The following is a 16,664-nucleotide window of genomic DNA, read 5'->3' as shown; positions in this document are numbered from 1 at the left end:
CTTGGGGCTGGGGGAGGAGGCGCACGTCAGCGAGGCCGCGAGGTGGGCGGTGAGTCGATGTCACCTGGCGATCTTGCGGTGGGTGCCTGGTTGCTCGCGCAGTTCCCCGCGCCCCTGGCTTCGCGTCAGCGTTCGCGTTCGCGCTTGCGCTTCTTGAAGAGGATCCTGGGCAGCCCCGCCGGGGCCGGCTCGCGGGTGGTGGCGGGGGTGGGCACCGGCGCCGCGGCGAGGGCGTCGTCGGGGAGCGGGGCGAGCGGGGCGTCGGTGGGGGTGAGGCGCAGGACGTGGCACTCGCGGGCCCAGCGGTCGCCGATGGTGTCGGTGTCGGGGGCGTTGAGGCGCTTGCCCTTGAGCTCCTCGACGGCGCCCTCCCAGGCGGGGGTGCCGGGGTCGAGGCGGGTGACGTCGGCGGTCAGGGCGACCAGGCGGCCCCACTTGTCCTTGCTGCGCAGGGTCACCGCGGCGGAGCCGCTCGCGGGGAGGCCGTGCAGGGGCTGTTCGGCGCCGTCACCGACGACGACGATCGCGCCGTCGTGCCAGGCGTGCCAGAGCGGGCGGGCGTGCGGCTGCCCGGCGGGCTGGACCCAGAGCAGGCCGGACTTCTTGGCGGCTTCCTCCACCAGGGCCCGGTCGAGGAAGTCGGAGGGGCCCGGGGTCGTCGTACGCTCCATGCCGCACAGCGTACGGCCTGGGGGCCCGGGGCCCGGTCCCATCCCCCGGACGACAGTGCCGTAGCGTCCGGACAGCCCTTACCGTGTATGCCGTCCACCACACTGCCCGAAGGAGTGCCGTGACCGCCGTCAGTACCACCGCCCCCGCCGCACCCCCGGCGCCCGGGGAACGGCGGCACCTACCGCGCACCGACCTGCTGCTGCTGGCGGTGTCGATCGCGGGCATCTCGCTGTCCGCGCCGCTGATCAGCGCGACGGCCGCGCCCGCGCTGGCGATCGCGTTCTGGCGCAACAGCATGTCGGTGGCGGTGCTGGGCCCGTACGCGCTGTGGCGGCACCGGGCGGAGCTGCGCGGCATCTCGCGGCGGGCGCTGCTGCTGGCGGCGGCCGCAGGGGTGCTGCTGGCGCTGCACTTCGCGCTGTGGATGCCGAGCCTGCGGATGACCTCGGTGGCGTCGTCCACGGCGCTGGTGACCACCACCCCGCTCTGGGCGATCCTGCTGATGCGGCTGACCGGGGCGCGGGCGCCCCGGCTGGTGTGGCTGGGCGCGGGCGTGGCGTTCGCGGGCGTGCTGGTGCTGACCGGCGTCGACCTGACGGTCTCGGCGCGGGCGCTGCTGGGCGACGGCCTGGCGCTGGCGGCGGGCGCGGCGGCGGCCGGGTACATGCTGCTGGGCGCGGAGGTGCGGCGCACCGTGTCGACCACCGCGTACACCCTGGTCTGCTACGCGACCTGCGCCCTCGCGCTGCTGGCGGCCTGCCTGCTGACGGGGGCCCGGCTGGGCGGCTGGCCGGCGGGCGCGTGGTGGCAGATCTTCCTGCTGATGGTGACGGCGCAGCTGCTCGGGCACTCGCTGAGCAACCGGGTGGTGCGCACCCTGGGCCCGTCGATCACCTCGACGGCGATCCTGCTGGAGACCCCGGGCGCGGCGCTGATCGCCGCGGTGTGGCTGGGCCAGTGGCCGCCCGTGGCGGCCTACCCGGCGGTGGGGCTGATCCTGCTGGGCCTGGTGCTGGTGGCCCGGGCGGAGCGCCGCTGACGCCCCGCCCGACGGCCCCGGCCGGTCACAGCCAGCCGTTGCGGCGGAAGCCCCGGTACATGCCGAAGCAGATCACCACGATCGCGCCCAGCACCGCCGGGTAGCCGTACGTCGACTTCAGCTCGGGCATGTGCTCGAAGTTCATCCCGTACACGCCGGTGATCATGGTGGGGACGGCGAAGATCGCGGCCCAGGCGGTGATCTTGCGCATGTCCTCGTTCTGGGCGACCGAGACCTGCGCCAGGTTGGCCTGCAGCAGCGAGTTCAGCAGCTCGTCGAAGCCGTGCACCTGCTCGCTGACCCGGGCCAGGTGGTCGGCGACGTCCCGGAAGTACTTCTGCATGTCGAGGTCGACCAGCCGCGCGGTGGGCTCGGCGAGCTGCAGCATCGGACGCAGCAGCGGGGTGACGGCGCGCTTGAACTCCAGCACCTCGCGCTTGAGCTGGTAGACCCGGCCGACGTCGGTGCCGCGGCCGCCCTTGTTGGCGAACACGTCGTACTCGATCTCGTCGACGTCGTTCTGCAGGCGCTCGGCGACCAGCAGGTAGTTGTCCACCACGTGGTCGGCGATGGCGTGCAGCACGGCTGCCGGGCCCTTGGCGAGCAGGCCGGTGCCCTCGGCGTCGGCCTCCAGGCGGTGCCGCAGGGCGCGCAGCGAGGAGTGCGCGCCGTGCCGGACGGTGATCACGAAGTCCGGCCCGGCGAAGACCATCAGCTCACCGGTCTCGACCACCTCGCTGGTCGGGGTGAGCTGCTCGTGCTCGACGTAGCGGACGGTCTTGAAGACCGCGAACAGCATGCCGTCGTACCGCTCGACCTTGGGGCGCTGGTGCGCGTGCACCGCGTCCTCCACGGCCAGCGGGTGCAGGCCGAAGCGCTGCGCGATGCCCTCGAACTCGGCCTCGGTCGGCTCGTGCAGGCCGATCCAGCTGAACGAGCCGGGCGCCAACTGGTGCGCCGCCTTCACCTGTCGGGCGGCCTCGCGCGGGCTGCAGGTCTCGGTGGCCCGCTTGCCCTGCTGGTAGACGGCGCAGTCCACCACCGCGGACGGGGTGTCGCCGGGCTTCGACTCGAACGCGTCGCCGACCCGGCGGCGGGCTGGACGGACGACGGCGGCGCGCAGGTTGTGCATCATCGACATGGCGCGGGCTCCCTAGGGCCGGACCGGCGCGCCCCGGGACGTGCCGGGGTGACGCGACGGCGGAAAACACCGGTGGACACGCCAGGGCCGAAGAAGTGTCAGAAAGCCGTTCGCTGGGCGGGTTTCATCGGATCAGCCCCGGGGAAGGTGCTCTCTCGGCCGCGCGCGACACTGCGGGGTGGGCCCGGTCAGCCGCGCGGGCGGCGGGCCGGGGTGGGCCGGAGAGAGCTGCCGGTACTGCATGGTCGACTGCTGTCCACCGTGACCACCTCCTCCACGCCGGGGCCCGCGCTGGGGCCGTGGCGGCCCTGGTTCGTGTTCACAAGGCCGACCGCTCACATTAACAGTTCTTCCCGGGGCCGCGCCCGGCATTCGGCGTCCACCGGGTAAAGGTCGCGCCAAGGTTCGGCGCGGTGCGCCCGCGCTAAGGTCGCGGCATGGCGCACGACTTCCCTCACTTCGGCGACTTCTCGCAGCCGGACGGCCCCGCGGGCCCGACCCGGCAGACCGTCCTCACCCTGATCGAGGCCCGGCTGACCAGCACCTTCGGCGAACCCACCGGCCGGGCTGCGGTCACCTTCGTCGGCGCGGACCGGATCGAGGTGCTGCGCTTCGGCCCCGACGCCGAAGGCCTGGTCCGGTACGCGACGCTCGGCATGGCCGCCGCCCCGATGGCCGACCCGACCTCCCCGGTCGCCGACCCGGTGCGCGGCCCGCGCGCCGAACTGGTGCTGACCGTGCGCGGCGGGCGCGACGAGGTGCACAAGGCGCTCGCGGTGTTCGCCGCCAGCCCGCAGGTCGAGGGCCTGGTGGTGGCCCCCGGCGGCTCGCTCGACCTCGGCTCCCCGCTGTGGAGCGGCGCCCCGTTCACCTCGGTGCTGGCCGCCGAGCCCGGCGGCCTGGTCGCGGACCTCGAACTCCCCGAACCGGCCGACCCGGTGCGCTTCCTGCCGCTGCTGCCGATGACCCCCAACGAGGCCGCGTTCAAGCGCGTCCAGGGCGCCGAGGCGCTGCAGGAGCGCTGGCTGCAGCACGGCACCGACCTGCGCGACCCCGGCCGCCGCGGCGTTCCGCTCGACTGACGGCCGGGTCGGCCGACGGCCGGGCGGCGGGGGTCAGCCGGTGATCGGCGCCGCCCCCGTCGCCTGCGCCAGCAGCTCCTCGTACGCGGCCGGGTCGGTGGTGTGCTCGCCCAGCCGGACGGTCTTGCGGCTGCCGTGGTAGTCGCTGGAGCCGGTGGTGAACAGCCCCAACTCGGCCGCCAGGCCGCGCAGTCGGGCCCGGGTCGGCTCGTCGTGGTCGACGTGGTCGACCTCCAGCCCGCCCAGCCCGGCCGCCGCCAGGTCGGCGATCACCGCGTCCGACACCGTCCGCCCGCGCTTCACCGCGCCCGGGTGCGCGAACACCGGCACCCCGCCCGCCGCCCGCACCAGCCGGACCGCCGCCACCGGGTCGGTCTCGTGCTTGCGGACGTCCGCCCGCCCGCCGTTGGCCAGCCACTCGGGCGTGAACGCGTCCGAGACGCTCGCCACCACGCCCGCCTCCACCAGCGCCGAGGCGATGTGCGGGCGCCCCACCGAGCCGTCGCCCGCGATCCGCGCCACCTGCTCCCAGCTGATCGGCGCCCCCAGCTCCCGGCAGCGCTCCACGATCGCCCGCCCGCGCCGGAACCGGTCGGTGCGCACCAGCTCCCGCTCGGCCGCGAAGGCGGGCTCCGCCGGGTCGAACAGGTACGCCAGCAGGTGCATGCTGACGCCGTCCACCTGGCAGGACAGCTCCGCCCCCGGCACCAGCACCAGCCCCGTCCCGGCCACCGCGGCCGCCGCCGCCCCGTACCCGGACACCGTGTCGTGGTCGGTCAGCGCCACCACGTCCAGCCCGGCCGCGACCGCGTTGGCGACCAGCTCGGCCGGGGAGTCGGTGCCGTCGGAGGCGTTGCTGTGGGCGTGCAGATCGATGCGCATGCCGCCCAGGATAGGGAGCCCGCCCGGGCCTCAGCCCAGCAGTCGGGGGGAGAGCGCCCCGCAGGGGAGCAGGCCCAGCTCGGCGCCCGCGTCCCGCAGGTCGGTCAGCACCAGCTCGTCGTGCATCAGCAGCGCCGACTGCTCGGGCCAGGCGATCGCCCACAGCCACAGGCCGCGCGCCTCGCCGACGTACACCGCCCGGTCGTCCGGCGCCCCCGGCACGTGGAACATCGGCGTCGGCCGGCCCGCCGCCATCAGCTTCGCGTCGGCGGGCTTGTACAGCGCCACCGAGTCGCCCGGGTCCGGCCCGTCCAGCCCCGCGTACCGGGCGCCCAGGCCGATGCCCAGCTCCTCGGCCACCAGCACCAGCTCGCCGAACCCGCCCAGCGGGGCCGGGCCGGAGCAGGCGACGGCGGTGGCCCGGGCGCCGGACAGGTCGTCACCCGCGTGCGCGATCCCGGTGAACAGCCAGCCCACCGGCAGCGGCCAGGGCAGCCAGACCGGCACCTGCGAGCGGTTCACCGCCACGTTCAGGGCCTCGATGCTCGGGGGCAGCACCGGCTGCATCGGATGCACGGCGCCGTGCAGATCGCACTGCCAGGTGTCGGAGAAGAGGCCGGGGGCGCGGACCCGACCGGCGCACCTCGGGCAGCTTGGCTCGCCCCTCATAACCGACAACGGTCCTCCCTCCGGACTGCTGCGTCAAGGACGATCACCCGTAAGGAGTGCGTCACGAGCCGCCCCGGCAACGGCCCGGGTCCGGCAGAGGTGATGTCCCGGCCGGAGCCCCGTCAAACCCCCGCAGGTGACGGCCCCCGAACAGACTGACGCCCCGCCGTCCCAGGAGTCTCCTGCGATGGCGGGGCGTCAGTCGGGTATCGGAACGTCGGCGGACCCTGAGGTCCGTCCGCGTTCGCTCACACGGCCTTGCACGGCCGGATGTACAGGCGTTCGCCGGTCTGCGCGGCGGCCTTCAGGTACTCGGACACGGTCTCCGCGTCGGCGATCAGCCGGTCGGTCTCCGTACCGGCGTGATCCAGGCGAAGGATCTCGAAACGCATGGGCCTCTCCCTTCCCGTCCTCGGACTCCGAGGCGGACTCGGCCGACGGGCGGCCACCAGGCGGTGGCTCGTCGGCGTTGACTGGGTCGGACGTCCGGCAGGTGCAGTCACCCGTCGTTCCCCCCACTCTCAGGCAGGACTTCTTCAGCGGCACTTTCCTTGCGGCACTGGAGGGAGGCCGTAGTGCCCCGATGTCCCACTGTGCCGCGACGCTGCTTCCCGGCAGTTGCCCACCGGTTAAATCCGTGGTTTCGGCGGCCGGAGGAGGGTGCGGCCGCCGGAGGGTACTGATCCCGGACTGAGTCAAATATTACCCGACCTAACGATTCTTGTCGCGTGAAAACCGGGGCCGACTTCTGAACGACCGTCAGGAAGCCTTCCCGTGGCCCGGATCCGACCGGGAAGCCGCAGACCGCCGGGCGCGGCTCAGGCGGACCAGAACGCGGCCAGCGCCGCCGCCGTCTCGGCCGGCCGCTCGGCGTTCGGGGAGTGGCCCGCGCCGGGGACCACCAGCCGGGCCGCGCCCAGCCGCTCCGCCATCCGCGACTGCTCCTCGACCGGCCACGCGTAGTCCCGCTCCCCGGACAGCACCAGCTTCGGCAGCCGCACCGCCGCCAGCTCGTCCACCCGGTCGGGCGCCGACACCAGGTGCGCGGCCGCCGCCCGCAGGCCCTGCGGGCGGTTCGCCAGCCAGCGGCGGTGCAGGAACTCGGCGATCTCCGGGTCCAGCGGCGGCACCCGCTCGCCGTCCAACTGCCGCATCACCTGCCAGATCGACTCCAGGTCCATCGAGTCCAGCGCCTCCAGCAGCATCCCCGTCCGCGCCGCCTCCGCCGGATCGATCGCCCCCGCCCCCGTCGACATCAGCGTCAACGACGCCCACGGCAGCTCCTCCGGCGCCGCGAGCACCGCCTCGCGCACCACCTGCCCCCCGAACGAGTGCCCCAGCAGGTGCAGCGGCCCCGTCACCCCCAGCACCCCCAGCTCCGCCGTCACCGCCCGCACGTCCGCCCCCAGCGCCGGGACGGCGTACGCCGCCGGGTCCTCCGGGCCGCCGGACTCGTACTGGCCCCGCTGGTCCACCGCGACCGTCCGGAAACCCGCCTCCGCGAGCGGCTCCAGCAGCGCGATGAAGTCCTCCTTGCTCCCGGTGAACCCCGGCACCAGCACCGCCGTCCCCCGCACCGCCCCCACCGGCTCGCCCCACAGCGCGGCCAACCCCGCCACCCGGGTCGCCCGCACGCACGACGGCAACTTCAAGAACGGCGGCGTACTCATCCGCTGCGACCCCTCATCTCCGACCCCGACGCTTCGGGCTCACCCTACGGCGGGCAACGGCCCCGGCGGCGGAGGCGGACAGGACGGCACACGGCGCTCCGGGAACGCCGCAGGGGAGGGCCGACGCGGTGTCGGTCCCTCCCCTGCGGCGGGGGTGGTGCGGGTTACTGCTCGACGGCCTTCCGGGCCCGGCGCGGAGCCGGGATCTCCTCGGCCGTGGTGGCCGTGGCCTTCTTGGTGGCGCGCTTGCGCGGGGCCGGAGCCTCCTCGACCGGGGTGGTCTCGGCGACGGCCTTCTTGGTGGCGCGCTTGCGGGGAGCCGGGGCCTCCTCGGCCGGGGCGGCCTCGACGGCGACGGTCTTCTTGGTGGCGCGCTTGCGCGGCGCGGGGGCCTCTTCGGCCGGGGCTGCCTCAGCGGCGACGGCCTTCTTGGTGGCGCGCTTGCGCGGGGCCGGGGCCTCTTCGGTCGGAGCGGCCTCGGGGGCGACGGCCTTCTTCGCAACGCGCTTGCGGGGAGCCGGAGCCTCCTCGACCGGGGCTGCCTCGGCGGCGGCGGCCTTCTTGGTGACGCGCTTGCGCGGCGCGGGGGCCTCCTCGACCGGGGCTGCCTCAGCGGCGACGGTCTTCTTCGCAGCGCGCTTGCGGGGGGCCGGAGCCTCCTCGACCGGAGCGGTCTCGGCGGTCACAGCCTTCTTGACGGTCCGCTTGCGTGGCGCGGGGGCCTCCTCGACCGGGGCGGCCTCGACGGCCACGGCCGGGGCGGTCTCGACGGCGGCGGCCTTCTTGGCGGCGCGCTTGCGCGGGGCCGGGGCCGCCGGGGTCTCCTCGGTGGGGGACACCAGGGAGGTGACCGGCTTGCGGACGGCGCGCCGCTGCGGCGTCCGCGAACGGATCACGGGCTCGGCGGCGACCGGCTCCGGAGCGGACACCGGCTCGGGGGCCGCGACCGGCTCCGGGGCGGTCACCGGCTCCGCGGCGGCGACCGGCTCGGCGAACGCCGGGGCGGCGGCCTTGCGGGTGCGCTTGCGCGGGGTGCGGGCGGCGGCGGTGGCCTCGGCGGCCGGGGCCTCCAGGGCGGGCGCGGGGGCGCTCGCGGGCGTCTCGACCGTCGCCGGGGTGGCGGCGGCCTCGACGGCGGCCGCGGCGCTGCCGCCCCGGCGGTTGCGGTTGCGGCGGCGCGGGCTGCGGCCCTCCACCGGGGCGGCGGGGCCGGTGCCGGTGGTGGTGGGCTGCGGCTGCTCGACCGTCTGGGTCTCGGGGGCGCCGACGGCCGCGGTGCTGCCGCCGCGGGTGCGACGGCGCTCGCGGGAGCGGCGCGGGCGCTCGGCGGGGGCCGGGCTCTCGGGGGCGCCACCGCGTCCACCGCGGGAGTCCCGGGAGTCGCGCGCATCACGGGAGTCGCGGGCGTCCCGCGAGGAGTCCCGTCCGCCGCGGCCACCGCGCCCGCCGCGGCCGCCGGTCTCGCCGAGGTCCTCGACCTCTTCGGCGTCCAGGCCGGCCCGGGTGCGCTCGGAGCGGGGCAGGACGCCCTTGGTGCCGGGGGCGATGCGCAGCAGCTCGTACAGGTGCGGCGAGCTGGAGTAGGTCTCCTCCGGGTCGTTGAACGGGAGGTCCAGCGCCTTGTTGATGAGCTGCCAGCGCGGGATGTCGTCCCAGTCGACCAGGGTGACGGCGGTGCCCGAGGCGCCGGCCCGGCCGGTGCGGCCGATCCGGTGCAGGTAGGTCTTCTCGTCGTCGGTGCACTGGTAGTTGATGACGTGCGTGACGCCCTCGACGTCGATGCCGCGGGCGGCGACGTCGGTGCAGACCAGGACGTCGACCTTGCCGTTGCGGAAGGCGCGCAGCGCCTGCTCGCGGGCGCCCTGGCCGAGGTCGCCGTGCACCGCGCCGGCCGCGAAGCCGCGCTTGGTGAGCTGCTCGGCGACGTCGGCGGCGGTGCGCTTGGTGCGGCAGAAGATCATCGCCAGGCCGCGGCCGTCGGCCTGCAGGATCCGGGAGACCATCTCGACCTTGTCGAGCGAGTGCGCGCGGAAGATGTGCTGCTCGATGTTGGCGACGGTGGTGCCGGTGTCGTCCGGGGCGGCGGCGCGGATGTGGGTGGGCTGGCTCATGTACCGGCGGGCCAGCGAGATGACCTGGCCGGGCATGGTGGCCGAGAAGAGCAGGGTCTGCCGCTTGGCGGGCAGCATGGTGATGATCTTCTCGACGTCCGGCAGGAAGCCGAGGTCGAGCATCTCGTCGGCCTCGTCCAGGACCAGCGCGCGGACCTTGGACAGGTCGAGCTTGCGCTGCCCGGCCAGGTCGAGCAGGCGGCCGGGGGTGCCGACCACGATGTCCACGCCCTTCTTCAGGGCCTCGACCTGCGGCTCGTACGCGCGGCCGCCGTACACGGCCAGCACGCGGACGTCGCGGACCTTGCCCGCGGTCTGCAGGTCGTTGGTGACCTGGGTGCACAGCTCGCGGGTGGGGACGACGATGAGCGCCTGCGGGCCGTCGGAGAGCTGCTCGGCGGTGGCCCGGCCGGCGGCGACGTCGGCCTTGACCACGACCCGCTCGATCAGCGGGAGGCCGAAGCCGAGGGTCTTGCCGGTGCCGGTCTTGGCCTGGCCGATGACGTCGTGGCCGCTCAGCGCGACCGGCAGGGTCATCTCCTGGATCGGGAAGGGGTGGACGATGCCGACGGCCTCCAGGGCCTCGGCGGTCTCCGCGAGGACGCCGAGGTCGCGGAAGGTCGTCTTGGTGGGGTCAACGGTGGTGGACAGGGTGCTGCCTCTTCCATGTGGAGGGCCGAGCCCGAACGCGTCCTGCCGTGCCCTGGCGGCCCCGGGAGGGGCGCGTCGGGCGGGCGGCGCGGGGGAGGGCGTCCCGTGGTGAACCGGGTCGTGCGGCGCGCTGTCGGCGCGGTCCGCGGCGGCCCTCGCTCGGCCTGATGCGGTGCCTGGGCCCGAGGCTCGGGCCAGGTCGGAGCCGATCGGGTCTCCGACCGGGCATCCGCGTACGTGAGCGCCGGGTGCTGCACCGGGCGGCGGAACGCCACCGGGCACGACCGCGCGGTTTGCCGTTGGACGGGTGGGCCGCGCCGGTCTTACACCTGGCCTCACCACCTACCATACAGTCAAGCGACGACTCGAACACGTGACGGTCGCTACTCCGACCGGCCGAACCCGGCGGGCGGGACGGCCGGAGGGCGGCTCCGGGGGGCCGGACGGGACCACTAAGGTCGTTGCCATGGAGACTCAGGAGCCCGCGGACGGGCCCACCGACTCGATCGGCCCCTGGGCGGCCCGGGCCGCCGACCCGCAGTACCGGGCAGCCGTGCTGGACCTGCTCGGCGCCCTCGCGTACGGCGAGCTGAGCGCCTTCGAACGGCTGGCCGAGGACGCCAAGTTCGCGCCCGGCATCGAGGAGAAGGCCGCGCTGGCCCGGATGGCCTCCGCCGAGTTCCAGCACTACCAGCTGCTGCACGACCGGCTGGCCGAGGTCGGCGCCGACCCGGTCGCGGTGATGGAGCCCTTCGTCGAACCGCTGGAGAACTTCCACCGGATGACCGCCCCGGCCGACTGGCTGGAGGGACTGGTCAAGGCGTACGTCGGCGACGCGATCGCCAGCGACTTCTACCGCGAGGTCGCCGTCCGGCTCGACGACGACACCCGGGACCTGGTGCTGCGGGTGATGTCCGACACCGGGCACGCCGAGTTCGCGGTCGAGCGGGTGCGGCAGGCGATCGCCGAGGACCCGCGGGTCGGCGGGCGGCTCGCGCTGTGGGGGCGGCGGCTGATGGGCGAGGCGCTCAGCCAGGCGCAGCGGGTGGTCGCCGAGCGCGACGCGCTGTCCAACCTGCTGGTCGGCGGGGCGCAGGTGCGCGGCTTCGACCTGGTCGAGGTCGGCAAGATGTTCAACCGGATCACCGAGACCCACACCAAGCGGATGGCGGCGCTGGGCCTGGCCTCCTGAGCGGGGTCCCGGGCGCTCAGGGGTGGCGGTGCCGGCCGCGGGGCCCCGGCCGCAGGTCGGGGCGGGCCGGCAACGACACCAGCAGGGCCGCCGCCGCGGCGGAGAGCGCCAGCGCCAGCAGCGGCGCGTGCCCGTCCAGCACGTAGTGGCCGATCCGGTCGGCCAGCACCGCGGAGACCAGCGCCGTGCCGACGGGCAGCGCCCGCGGGCCGGGGTACAGGTCGGGCCGCACCAGCAGGGCGCCCAGCCCGACGGCCAGCCCGATCAGGACCGACGTGATCGCCTCCCACACGGCTGCCTCCCTGGTGCGCGACGCTGCGGCAGCAGTCCGCCTACCCGCCCGGGCCCGCCGGTACGCACAGCACGGCGCCCCGCCCCCCACCGGGGGACGGGGCGCCGTGACGCGGGCTCAGAGCGTGCCGAAGCCGACCTTGCGGACGGACGGCTCGCCGATCTCGACGTACGCGAGCCGCTCGGACGGCACCAGCACCCGGCGGCCGTGCTCGTCGACCAGGGTGAACAGCTTCGAGGTGCCGTCCAGGGCCTTGGCGACCGCTTCCGCGACCTCTTCGGCAGATTGCGCGCTCTCCAGGACGATCTCCCGGTTCGCGTTCTGCACGCCGATCTTGACCTCCACGGCTTCCGTCCCTCCGGTAGCTGGCCGCGCGCCCCCGACCGCCGTTCGCGGTGGGAGCGCCGTACGGGCATCACCTTAAGGCAGCGACCCGGCCGGGTGGCGAAGGTCGGGGGTCGGTCCGCTCAGGGCCGAATCGCGGTTCAGTCCGCCTGCTCGGCGGAACCCTCCTGGGCGGGGTGCATCGGGAAGCCCTTCAGGCCGCGCCAGGCCAGGCTGGCGACCAGCCGGACGGCCTCCTCGCGCGGGATCTCGCCGTCCTGGGTGAGCCAGTAGCGGGCGGTGATCTGGGCCAGGCCGCAGACGCCGACCGCGAGCAGCTTGGCCTCGGCCTCGGGCAGGTCGGTGTCCTCGGCGATCACCTTGGAGACCAGGGTCGCGCTCAGGTCGGTGGCCCGGTCGACCCGCTCGCGCACCGCCGGGTCGTTGGTCAGGTCCGACTCGAAGACCAGCCGGAACGCGCCGGACTCGCTGGAGACGTAGTGGAAGTACGCCTCCATGGTCGCGGCCACCCGCTGCTTGTTGTCGCTGGTCGCCTCCAGCGCGGCCCGGGTGCCGTCCACCAGGGCGTCGCAGTGCTTGTCGAGCAGCGCCAGGTAGAGCTCCAGCTTGCCCGGGAAGTGCTGGTACAGCACCGGCTTGCTGACGCCGGCCCGCTCGGCGATGTCGTCCATGGCGGCGGCGTGGTAGCCCTGGGCGACGAACACCTCCTGGGCGGCTCCGAGCAGTTGTTCACGGCGGGCGCTTCGCGGCAGGCGGGCACCGCGCGGACGCTCCTGCGCCTCCTGGATGGCCGTCACGGCGCTCCTCACTTCACGGTCTGCGGTGGACTGGCGGGGTGATTGATTCTACTTTTCGGTAACCCGCTCGTGCGCGGGTGAAGCCGAGTAAAGCGCACAACCGCCCTTGTCGGGAGCCCACAATACGACCCGGACCCCGGCTGTCCACGGGTCGAGACGGGCTCGTGACGGGGGCAGTACGGGCCCGTGACCGGCCGTGTCGGCGGCCCGCCGCCCCGTCACTACCATCGTCCTCCATGAGCGCCTCCCAGCACCCCCTCGCCGCCCTGGAGCCGCACCGCACCGTCGAGGTGCCCGGCGCAGCACTGGCCGTCAGTCGGCACTCCGCGCCCCGCGAGGACCTGCCGCCCGCCCTGTTCGTGCACGGCCTCGGCGGCTCCGCCGACAACTGGCTCGAACTCCTCGACCTGCTCGCCGACGACGTCGACGGCGAGGCCGTCGACCTGCCCGGGTTCGGGCACTCCGCCCCGCCGCTGGACGGCAACCTGTCGGTCTCCGGGCACGTCCGGGCGGTGATCGGGTACCTGGAGGAGACCGGTCGCGGGCCGGTGCACCTGTTCGGCAACTCGCTCGGCGGGGCGGTCGCCGTCCGGCTCGCCGCGCTCCGCCCCGACCTGGTGCGCAGCCTCACCCTGATCTCCCCGGCGCTGCCCGAACTGCCCCCGCAGCGCACCGCCTGGTCGACCGGGCTGCTGGCCGTGCCCGGCGTCGCCGAGCTGGTCCGCCGCCGCGGCTCCGCCGCCGACCCGGAGACCGCCACCGCCGACCTGCTCGGCCTGGTCTACGCCGACCCGGCGGGCATCCCGGCCCACCGCCGGGCCCGGGCCGTCGCCGAGTACCGCCGCCGGTCCGCGCTGCCGTACGCCCTGGGCGTGCTGGTCGGGTCCGCGCGCGGGATCGTCAGCGCGTACACCGAGCGCGGCGAGCAGTCGCTGTGGCGGCAGGCCGAGCAGGTCACCGCGCCGGTGCTGCTGGTCTACGGGCTCAAGGACAAGCTGGTCGCCTACCGCTCCGCCCGGCGGGCCTGCGCCGCGTTCCGGGACGCCCGGCTGCTGGTGCTGCCCGACTCCGGGCACGTGGCGATGCTGGAGCACCCCGAGCCGGTGGCCCGGGCGGTGCGGGAGCTGCTCGCGGAGGCCGAGCGGCGCGGCTGAGCCCGGCGCGCGCGGGGCGCACCGGGCGGAAGCCCGAAAACGGAACGGGGACGCGCGAGGTCACGGGCGTTCACTCGATGGTGTGGCAAGCCGGGCCGGGCCCCTAGGGGGCTCGGCCCGGCGCTCTACCGTCGTGTTGTCGGACCGAACAGGTGTGGGGGGCGAGACGGCGAGGGCGGTGACCGCGGGGAGCGGCCACCGGCCGGGCGACCGTCGAGCACGGACGCACTCCCCTGTGTCGTAGGGCCGTGAACCCAGTGGAAACGCTCTGCTCTGGAGGCGTCGTGCGCATCGCTCTGCTCACCGAGGGCACTCTCACCAACGCGCAGCGTGGCGGGGGAGGCTGGTGCGGCCGCCTGGTCGGCGGCCTGCCCGAGCACGAGTTCCGGCTCTACCGGCTGCTGCCCGCCGACCGCCCCGCCCCGCCCAGCGGCGTCCGCGGCCTGCACGGCGTCCACGAACTGCCCATGTGGGGGCGCCGCCCCGGCGGGCGCGGACCGACCGCGCTGCGCCGCCGGGCGTACACCAAGGCGTACGAGGAACTCGTCCGCGCCCTGGTGATGCCCGGCGAGCGGGCCGGGTTCGGGCCCGCGCTGTACCGGCTGGCCGCGCTCGGCCGGGAGGACGAGGCGCTGCCCGCGTTCCTCGCCTCCGGCCACGCCCACCGCGCCCTGGAGCGGGTCTGGCGGATGCCCGGCGCCGACACCGCCGGGGGCCAGCCGCTGGTCTGCGACGTGCTGGTCGCCGCCGACCTGCTGGAGCAGTGCCTGCGGCCGCTCTCCGCTCCCTGGTACGGCACCGGCCCGGCCGGGCTCGGCGGCGCCGACCTGTGCCACGTGGTCGGCGGCGGGCCGGCCGCGCTGCCCGCGCTGGTCGCCCGCGAGCTGCACGGCGTCCCGTTCGTGGTCACCGAGCACGGCCTGCACCTGCGCGAGCAGTACCGCGGCTACCGCAGCGCCCCGTACCGCTGGCCGGTGCGCGCCCTGCTGCTGTCCTTCTTCCGGCAGCTCACCGAGGAGACCTACCGGCAGGCCGCCGTGCTCACCCCCGGCAGCGAGTACGACCGGCAGTGGCAGCGGCGCTGCGGCGGCGAGGCCGCCCGCACCCGGATCGTCCACGAGGGCACCACCGCCACCGAACGGCCCGCCGCCGGGGCGGAGCCCGAGGCGCCCACCCTGGTCTGGGCCGGGGCCCTCGAACCCGGCCGCGACCCCGAACTGGTGCTGCACGCCTTCGCCCGGGTCCGGGCCGAACTGCCCACCACCAGACTGAAGTTGTACGGCGAGGAGGGCGCTCCCGGCTACCTCGCGCACTGCGCCGCGATCGCCGGACGGCTCGGCGTCGCGGACGCCGTCGAGTTCGCCGGACGGCCCCGCAGCTCGGCCGCCGCCTGGGAGTCCGGCAGCGTCGTGGTGTTCAGCGCGCTCGCCCAGCGCAGCCCCCGGCTGCTCGCCGACGCCATGCTCAGCGGACGGGCCGTCGTCTCCACCGAGGTCGGCGTCGCCCGCGAAGTGCTCGGCCCCACCGGCCTGTTGGTGCCGCCGCGCAGCCCGCGCGCGCTCGCCGCCGCCTGCCTCGCGCTGCTCACCGACCGCGAACGCCGCTCCCGGCTCGGCCTGGCCGGACGGCTTCGGGCGCAGGAACGCTTCGCCGTGGAACCCGTGGTCGGCGCCTTCCGCGAGATCTACCTCGACCTGGTCTCCCGCTACCCGGCCTTCCCGGCCGGCCCCGGCGCCCAGGCCCGTCCGTTCGCCCGCCCCGCCGAGTACTGGGTCTCCGGCGGCAGCACCCCGCCGCCGGTGCCCGCCGAGCCGGCGCCACGCGCCCCGGGGCCCGCCCTCGCGGAGGCGCTGTGACCGGCACCCCCGCCGACCCCGTGCGCGAACTCCTCGACAGCAACCGGGACCTGTGCGAACAGGCGGTCGACCCGCTGGAGATCGCCGCCGCCCTGGAGGACTCCGGCCTGGCCGCCGACGGCGCCACCCGCTACCGGCACGCCGACGTCTTCGGCCTCGCCGAGGAGCTGTACGCCCGCGTCCCGCGCCGCCCGCCCACCCGCGAGCCGCTGCCGCCCGCCGAACCGCTGCGCACCCTCCCGCTCGCCGCCCTCCGCACCGCCGCCGCCCACCTGCTGCCGCTGCTGCCCGCCGCCGCCCTCGGCGGCCTGCCCGGCGGGGCGCTCGCGGTCCTGCTCGGCGCGGGGGCCGGCGCCGCGGTCGGCCGACGGGGCGGACGGGAGGCCCGGGGAGAGGCGGTGGACGGGGACGACTGGGGGGCGGAGCCGCCGGAACCGGCGCCCGCCCGGCGGGCCGTCCCGTGGGCCGCGCTCGGCCAGGGCGCGGGCACCGGCCTGCTGCTGGCGCTCCTGGCCGCGGCCGCCCCCGGGGCGGCGCGGGCCGCCGCGCTCGGCGCGGCCACCGCCGGATGGGCGGCCGCCTGGCTGCGCCGGTTCGGTCGACGACAGGGCGGGGCCGCCACGCTGGGGGAGTACCGCTCCCGGCTGCGGTTCGCGCTGCCGCTGGCCGTGCTGGCGCAGCTCGCCGCCCTCGCCGGGCTCGGCTGGGCCGTCGCCGGTGACACCCCGGCCACCGGGTGGGCCGCGCTCCTGGTGCTGGGCGCCCTGCCGCTGCTCGCCGCCACCGTCCGCGACGCCGGACGACCGACCGCGGCCGCGGTCGCCGTCCTCACCGCCGCCGTCGGCGCCGCCCTCCTCACCCTCCCCGGCCCGGCCCACTGGCTCGGCGCCTCCCCGGCCGGCGCGCTCTGTGCCGCCGCCCTCGGCCCGGCCCTGCTCCTGCTCGGCACCGCCTGGCCGCCCTCCACGGGGCCGGGGGCGTACCGATGAGCGGGGTTCCGGCCCCGGGCGGCGCGGGGCCGGGCGCGCGGGCGGCCGGTGGCCGGGGCCGGGGTCCGGACGACGAGGTCCGGGGTGTTGATCAGGTTTGGTTTCGCCCGGCGGCTGCCGGG

General features: G+C 75.8%; 16 protein-coding genes. 6 read left to right on the top strand and 10 right to left on the bottom strand.

Annotated features, from left to right (window positions below):
- Positions 1-125: 125 nt before the first annotated feature.
- Complete coding sequence (locus tag ACFY00_RS08205; RefSeq protein ID WP_388028480.1) at positions 126-671, bottom strand: hypothetical protein; 546 nt, start codon at positions 669-671, stop codon at positions 126-128.
- Positions 672-790: 119 nt separating this feature from the next.
- On the opposite strand from ACFY00_RS08205, the gene ACFY00_RS08200 reads away from it, so the two are divergent.
- A complete protein-coding gene (locus tag ACFY00_RS08200; RefSeq protein ID WP_388028477.1) occupies positions 791-1,711 on the top strand; it encodes a DMT family transporter in 921 nt (306 codons plus the stop codon).
- Positions 1,712-1,736: 25 nt separating this feature from the next.
- On the opposite strand, the gene corA is transcribed toward ACFY00_RS08200, so the two are convergent.
- A complete protein-coding gene (corA, locus tag ACFY00_RS08195) occupies positions 1,737-2,852 on the bottom strand; it encodes a magnesium/cobalt transporter CorA (protein WP_388028475.1) in 1,116 nt (371 codons plus the stop codon).
- A gap of 437 nt (positions 2,853-3,289) precedes the next feature.
- Between corA and ACFY00_RS08190 the strand changes: the two genes are divergently transcribed.
- A complete protein-coding gene (locus tag ACFY00_RS08190; protein ID WP_388028473.1) occupies positions 3,290-3,934 on the top strand; it encodes a suppressor of fused domain protein in 645 nt (214 codons plus the stop codon).
- A gap of 33 nt (positions 3,935-3,967) precedes the next feature.
- On the opposite strand, the gene ACFY00_RS08185 is transcribed toward ACFY00_RS08190, so the two are convergent.
- The 5 genes from ACFY00_RS08185 to ACFY00_RS08165 all read right to left on the bottom strand — a co-directional run bounded on the left by ACFY00_RS08185 (position 3,968) and on the right by ACFY00_RS08165 (position 9,803).
- Positions 3,968-4,816: a PHP domain-containing protein gene (locus ACFY00_RS08185; protein ID WP_388028471.1), complete on the bottom strand. Its 849-nt coding sequence runs from the start codon at positions 4,814-4,816 to the stop codon at positions 3,968-3,970.
- Positions 4,817-4,846: 30 nt separating this feature from the next.
- Positions 4,847-5,485: a DUF6758 family protein gene (locus ACFY00_RS08180; protein ID WP_033211956.1), complete on the bottom strand. Its 639-nt coding sequence runs from the start codon at positions 5,483-5,485 to the stop codon at positions 4,847-4,849.
- Between the two features lie 248 nt (positions 5,486-5,733).
- The gene (locus tag ACFY00_RS08175; RefSeq protein WP_162869915.1) at positions 5,734-5,877 is read right to left on the bottom strand and encodes a hypothetical protein; all 144 of its coding nucleotides are present in this window, start codon (positions 5,875-5,877) and stop codon (positions 5,734-5,736) included.
- 426 nt (positions 5,878-6,303) lie between these two features.
- On the bottom strand, positions 6,304-7,155 hold the full coding sequence (locus ACFY00_RS08170) for an alpha/beta fold hydrolase (RefSeq protein WP_388028469.1): 852 nt from the start codon (positions 7,153-7,155) through the stop codon (positions 6,304-6,306).
- A gap of 164 nt (positions 7,156-7,319) precedes the next feature.
- Positions 7,320-9,803: a DEAD/DEAH box helicase gene (locus ACFY00_RS08165; RefSeq protein ID WP_388028468.1), complete on the bottom strand. Its 2,484-nt coding sequence runs from the start codon at positions 9,801-9,803 to the stop codon at positions 7,320-7,322.
- 580 nt (positions 9,804-10,383) lie between these two features.
- On the opposite strand from ACFY00_RS08165, the gene ACFY00_RS08160 reads away from it, so the two are divergent.
- Positions 10,384-11,109: a ferritin-like fold-containing protein gene (locus ACFY00_RS08160; RefSeq protein ID WP_285734630.1), complete on the top strand. Its 726-nt coding sequence runs from the start codon at positions 10,384-10,386 to the stop codon at positions 11,107-11,109.
- 16 nt (positions 11,110-11,125) lie between these two features.
- Here the strand turns inward: ACFY00_RS08160 and ACFY00_RS08155 are convergent, their stop codons facing one another.
- From ACFY00_RS08155 to ACFY00_RS08145, 3 genes are all read right to left on the bottom strand, one after another.
- A complete protein-coding gene (locus tag ACFY00_RS08155) occupies positions 11,126-11,401 on the bottom strand; it encodes a hypothetical protein (protein WP_388028465.1) in 276 nt (91 codons plus the stop codon).
- Positions 11,402-11,518: 117 nt separating this feature from the next.
- Positions 11,519-11,746 (bottom strand): DUF3107 domain-containing protein, encoded by a 228-nt coding sequence (locus ACFY00_RS08150; RefSeq protein ID WP_388028463.1) that lies wholly within the window; start codon positions 11,744-11,746, stop codon positions 11,519-11,521.
- Positions 11,747-11,886: 140 nt separating this feature from the next.
- Positions 11,887-12,543: a TetR/AcrR family transcriptional regulator gene (locus ACFY00_RS08145; RefSeq protein ID WP_033251448.1), complete on the bottom strand. Its 657-nt coding sequence runs from the start codon at positions 12,541-12,543 to the stop codon at positions 11,887-11,889.
- A 236-nt stretch (positions 12,544-12,779) separates the two neighbouring features.
- On the opposite strand from ACFY00_RS08145, the gene ACFY00_RS08140 reads away from it, so the two are divergent.
- The 3 genes from ACFY00_RS08140 (at position 12,780) to ACFY00_RS08130 (ending at position 16,542) form a co-directional block, all read left to right on the top strand.
- Positions 12,780-13,697 carry an alpha/beta fold hydrolase gene (locus ACFY00_RS08140; protein WP_388028459.1) on the top strand — a complete coding sequence of 306 codons (918 nt, stop codon included), beginning with the start codon at positions 12,780-12,782 and terminating at the stop codon, positions 13,695-13,697.
- Between the two features lie 284 nt (positions 13,698-13,981).
- On the top strand, positions 13,982-15,553 hold the full coding sequence (locus ACFY00_RS08135) for a DUF3492 domain-containing protein (protein WP_388028458.1): 1,572 nt from the start codon (positions 13,982-13,984) through the stop codon (positions 15,551-15,553).
- Positions 15,550-16,542 (top strand): hypothetical protein, encoded by a 993-nt coding sequence (locus ACFY00_RS08130; RefSeq protein WP_388028456.1) that lies wholly within the window; start codon positions 15,550-15,552, stop codon positions 16,540-16,542. Before ACFY00_RS08135 ends, ACFY00_RS08130 begins: the two co-directional genes overlap by 4 nt.
- The last annotated feature ends 122 nt before the right edge of the window (positions 16,543-16,664 follow it).

It is taken from the genome of Kitasatospora sp. NPDC001540 (genome assembly GCF_042894345.1).
GTDB lineage: Bacteria > Actinomycetota > Actinomycetes > Streptomycetales > Streptomycetaceae > Kitasatospora > Kitasatospora phosalacinea_C.
This window is presented reverse-complemented; position numbering and strand designations above follow the sequence as displayed.

What these genes read in the sequence shown, in the direction of transcription:
- ACFY00_RS08165 (WP_388028468.1), bottom strand. Translation starts at nt 9,803, where the DNA reads ATGACCCTGCCGGTCGCGCTGAGCGGCCACGACGTCATCGGCCAGGCC.
- ACFY00_RS08140 (WP_388028459.1), top strand. Translation starts at nt 12,780, where the DNA reads ATGAGCGCCTCCCAGCACCCCCTCGCCGCCCTGGAGCCGCACCGCACC.
- ACFY00_RS08180 (WP_033211956.1), bottom strand. Translation starts at nt 5,485, where the DNA reads ATGAGGGGCGAGCCAAGCTGCCCGAGGTGCGCCGGTCGGGTCCGCGCC.
- ACFY00_RS08190 (WP_388028473.1), top strand. Translation starts at nt 3,290, where the DNA reads ATGGCGCACGACTTCCCTCACTTCGGCGACTTCTCGCAGCCGGACGGC.
- ACFY00_RS08185 (WP_388028471.1), bottom strand. Translation starts at nt 4,816, where the DNA reads ATGCGCATCGATCTGCACGCCCACAGCAACGCCTCCGACGGCACCGAC.
- ACFY00_RS08170 (WP_388028469.1), bottom strand. Translation starts at nt 7,155, where the DNA reads ATGAGTACGCCGCCGTTCTTGAAGTTGCCGTCGTGCGTGCGGGCGACC.
- ACFY00_RS08175 (WP_162869915.1), bottom strand. Translation starts at nt 5,877, where the DNA reads ATGCGTTTCGAGATCCTTCGCCTGGATCACGCCGGTACGGAGACCGAC.
- corA (WP_388028475.1), bottom strand. Translation starts at nt 2,852, where the DNA reads ATGTCGATGATGCACAACCTGCGCGCCGCCGTCGTCCGTCCAGCCCGC.
- ACFY00_RS08205 (WP_388028480.1), bottom strand. Translation starts at nt 671, where the DNA reads ATGGAGCGTACGACGACCCCGGGCCCCTCCGACTTCCTCGACCGGGCC.
- ACFY00_RS08160 (WP_285734630.1), top strand. Translation starts at nt 10,384, where the DNA reads ATGGAGACTCAGGAGCCCGCGGACGGGCCCACCGACTCGATCGGCCCC.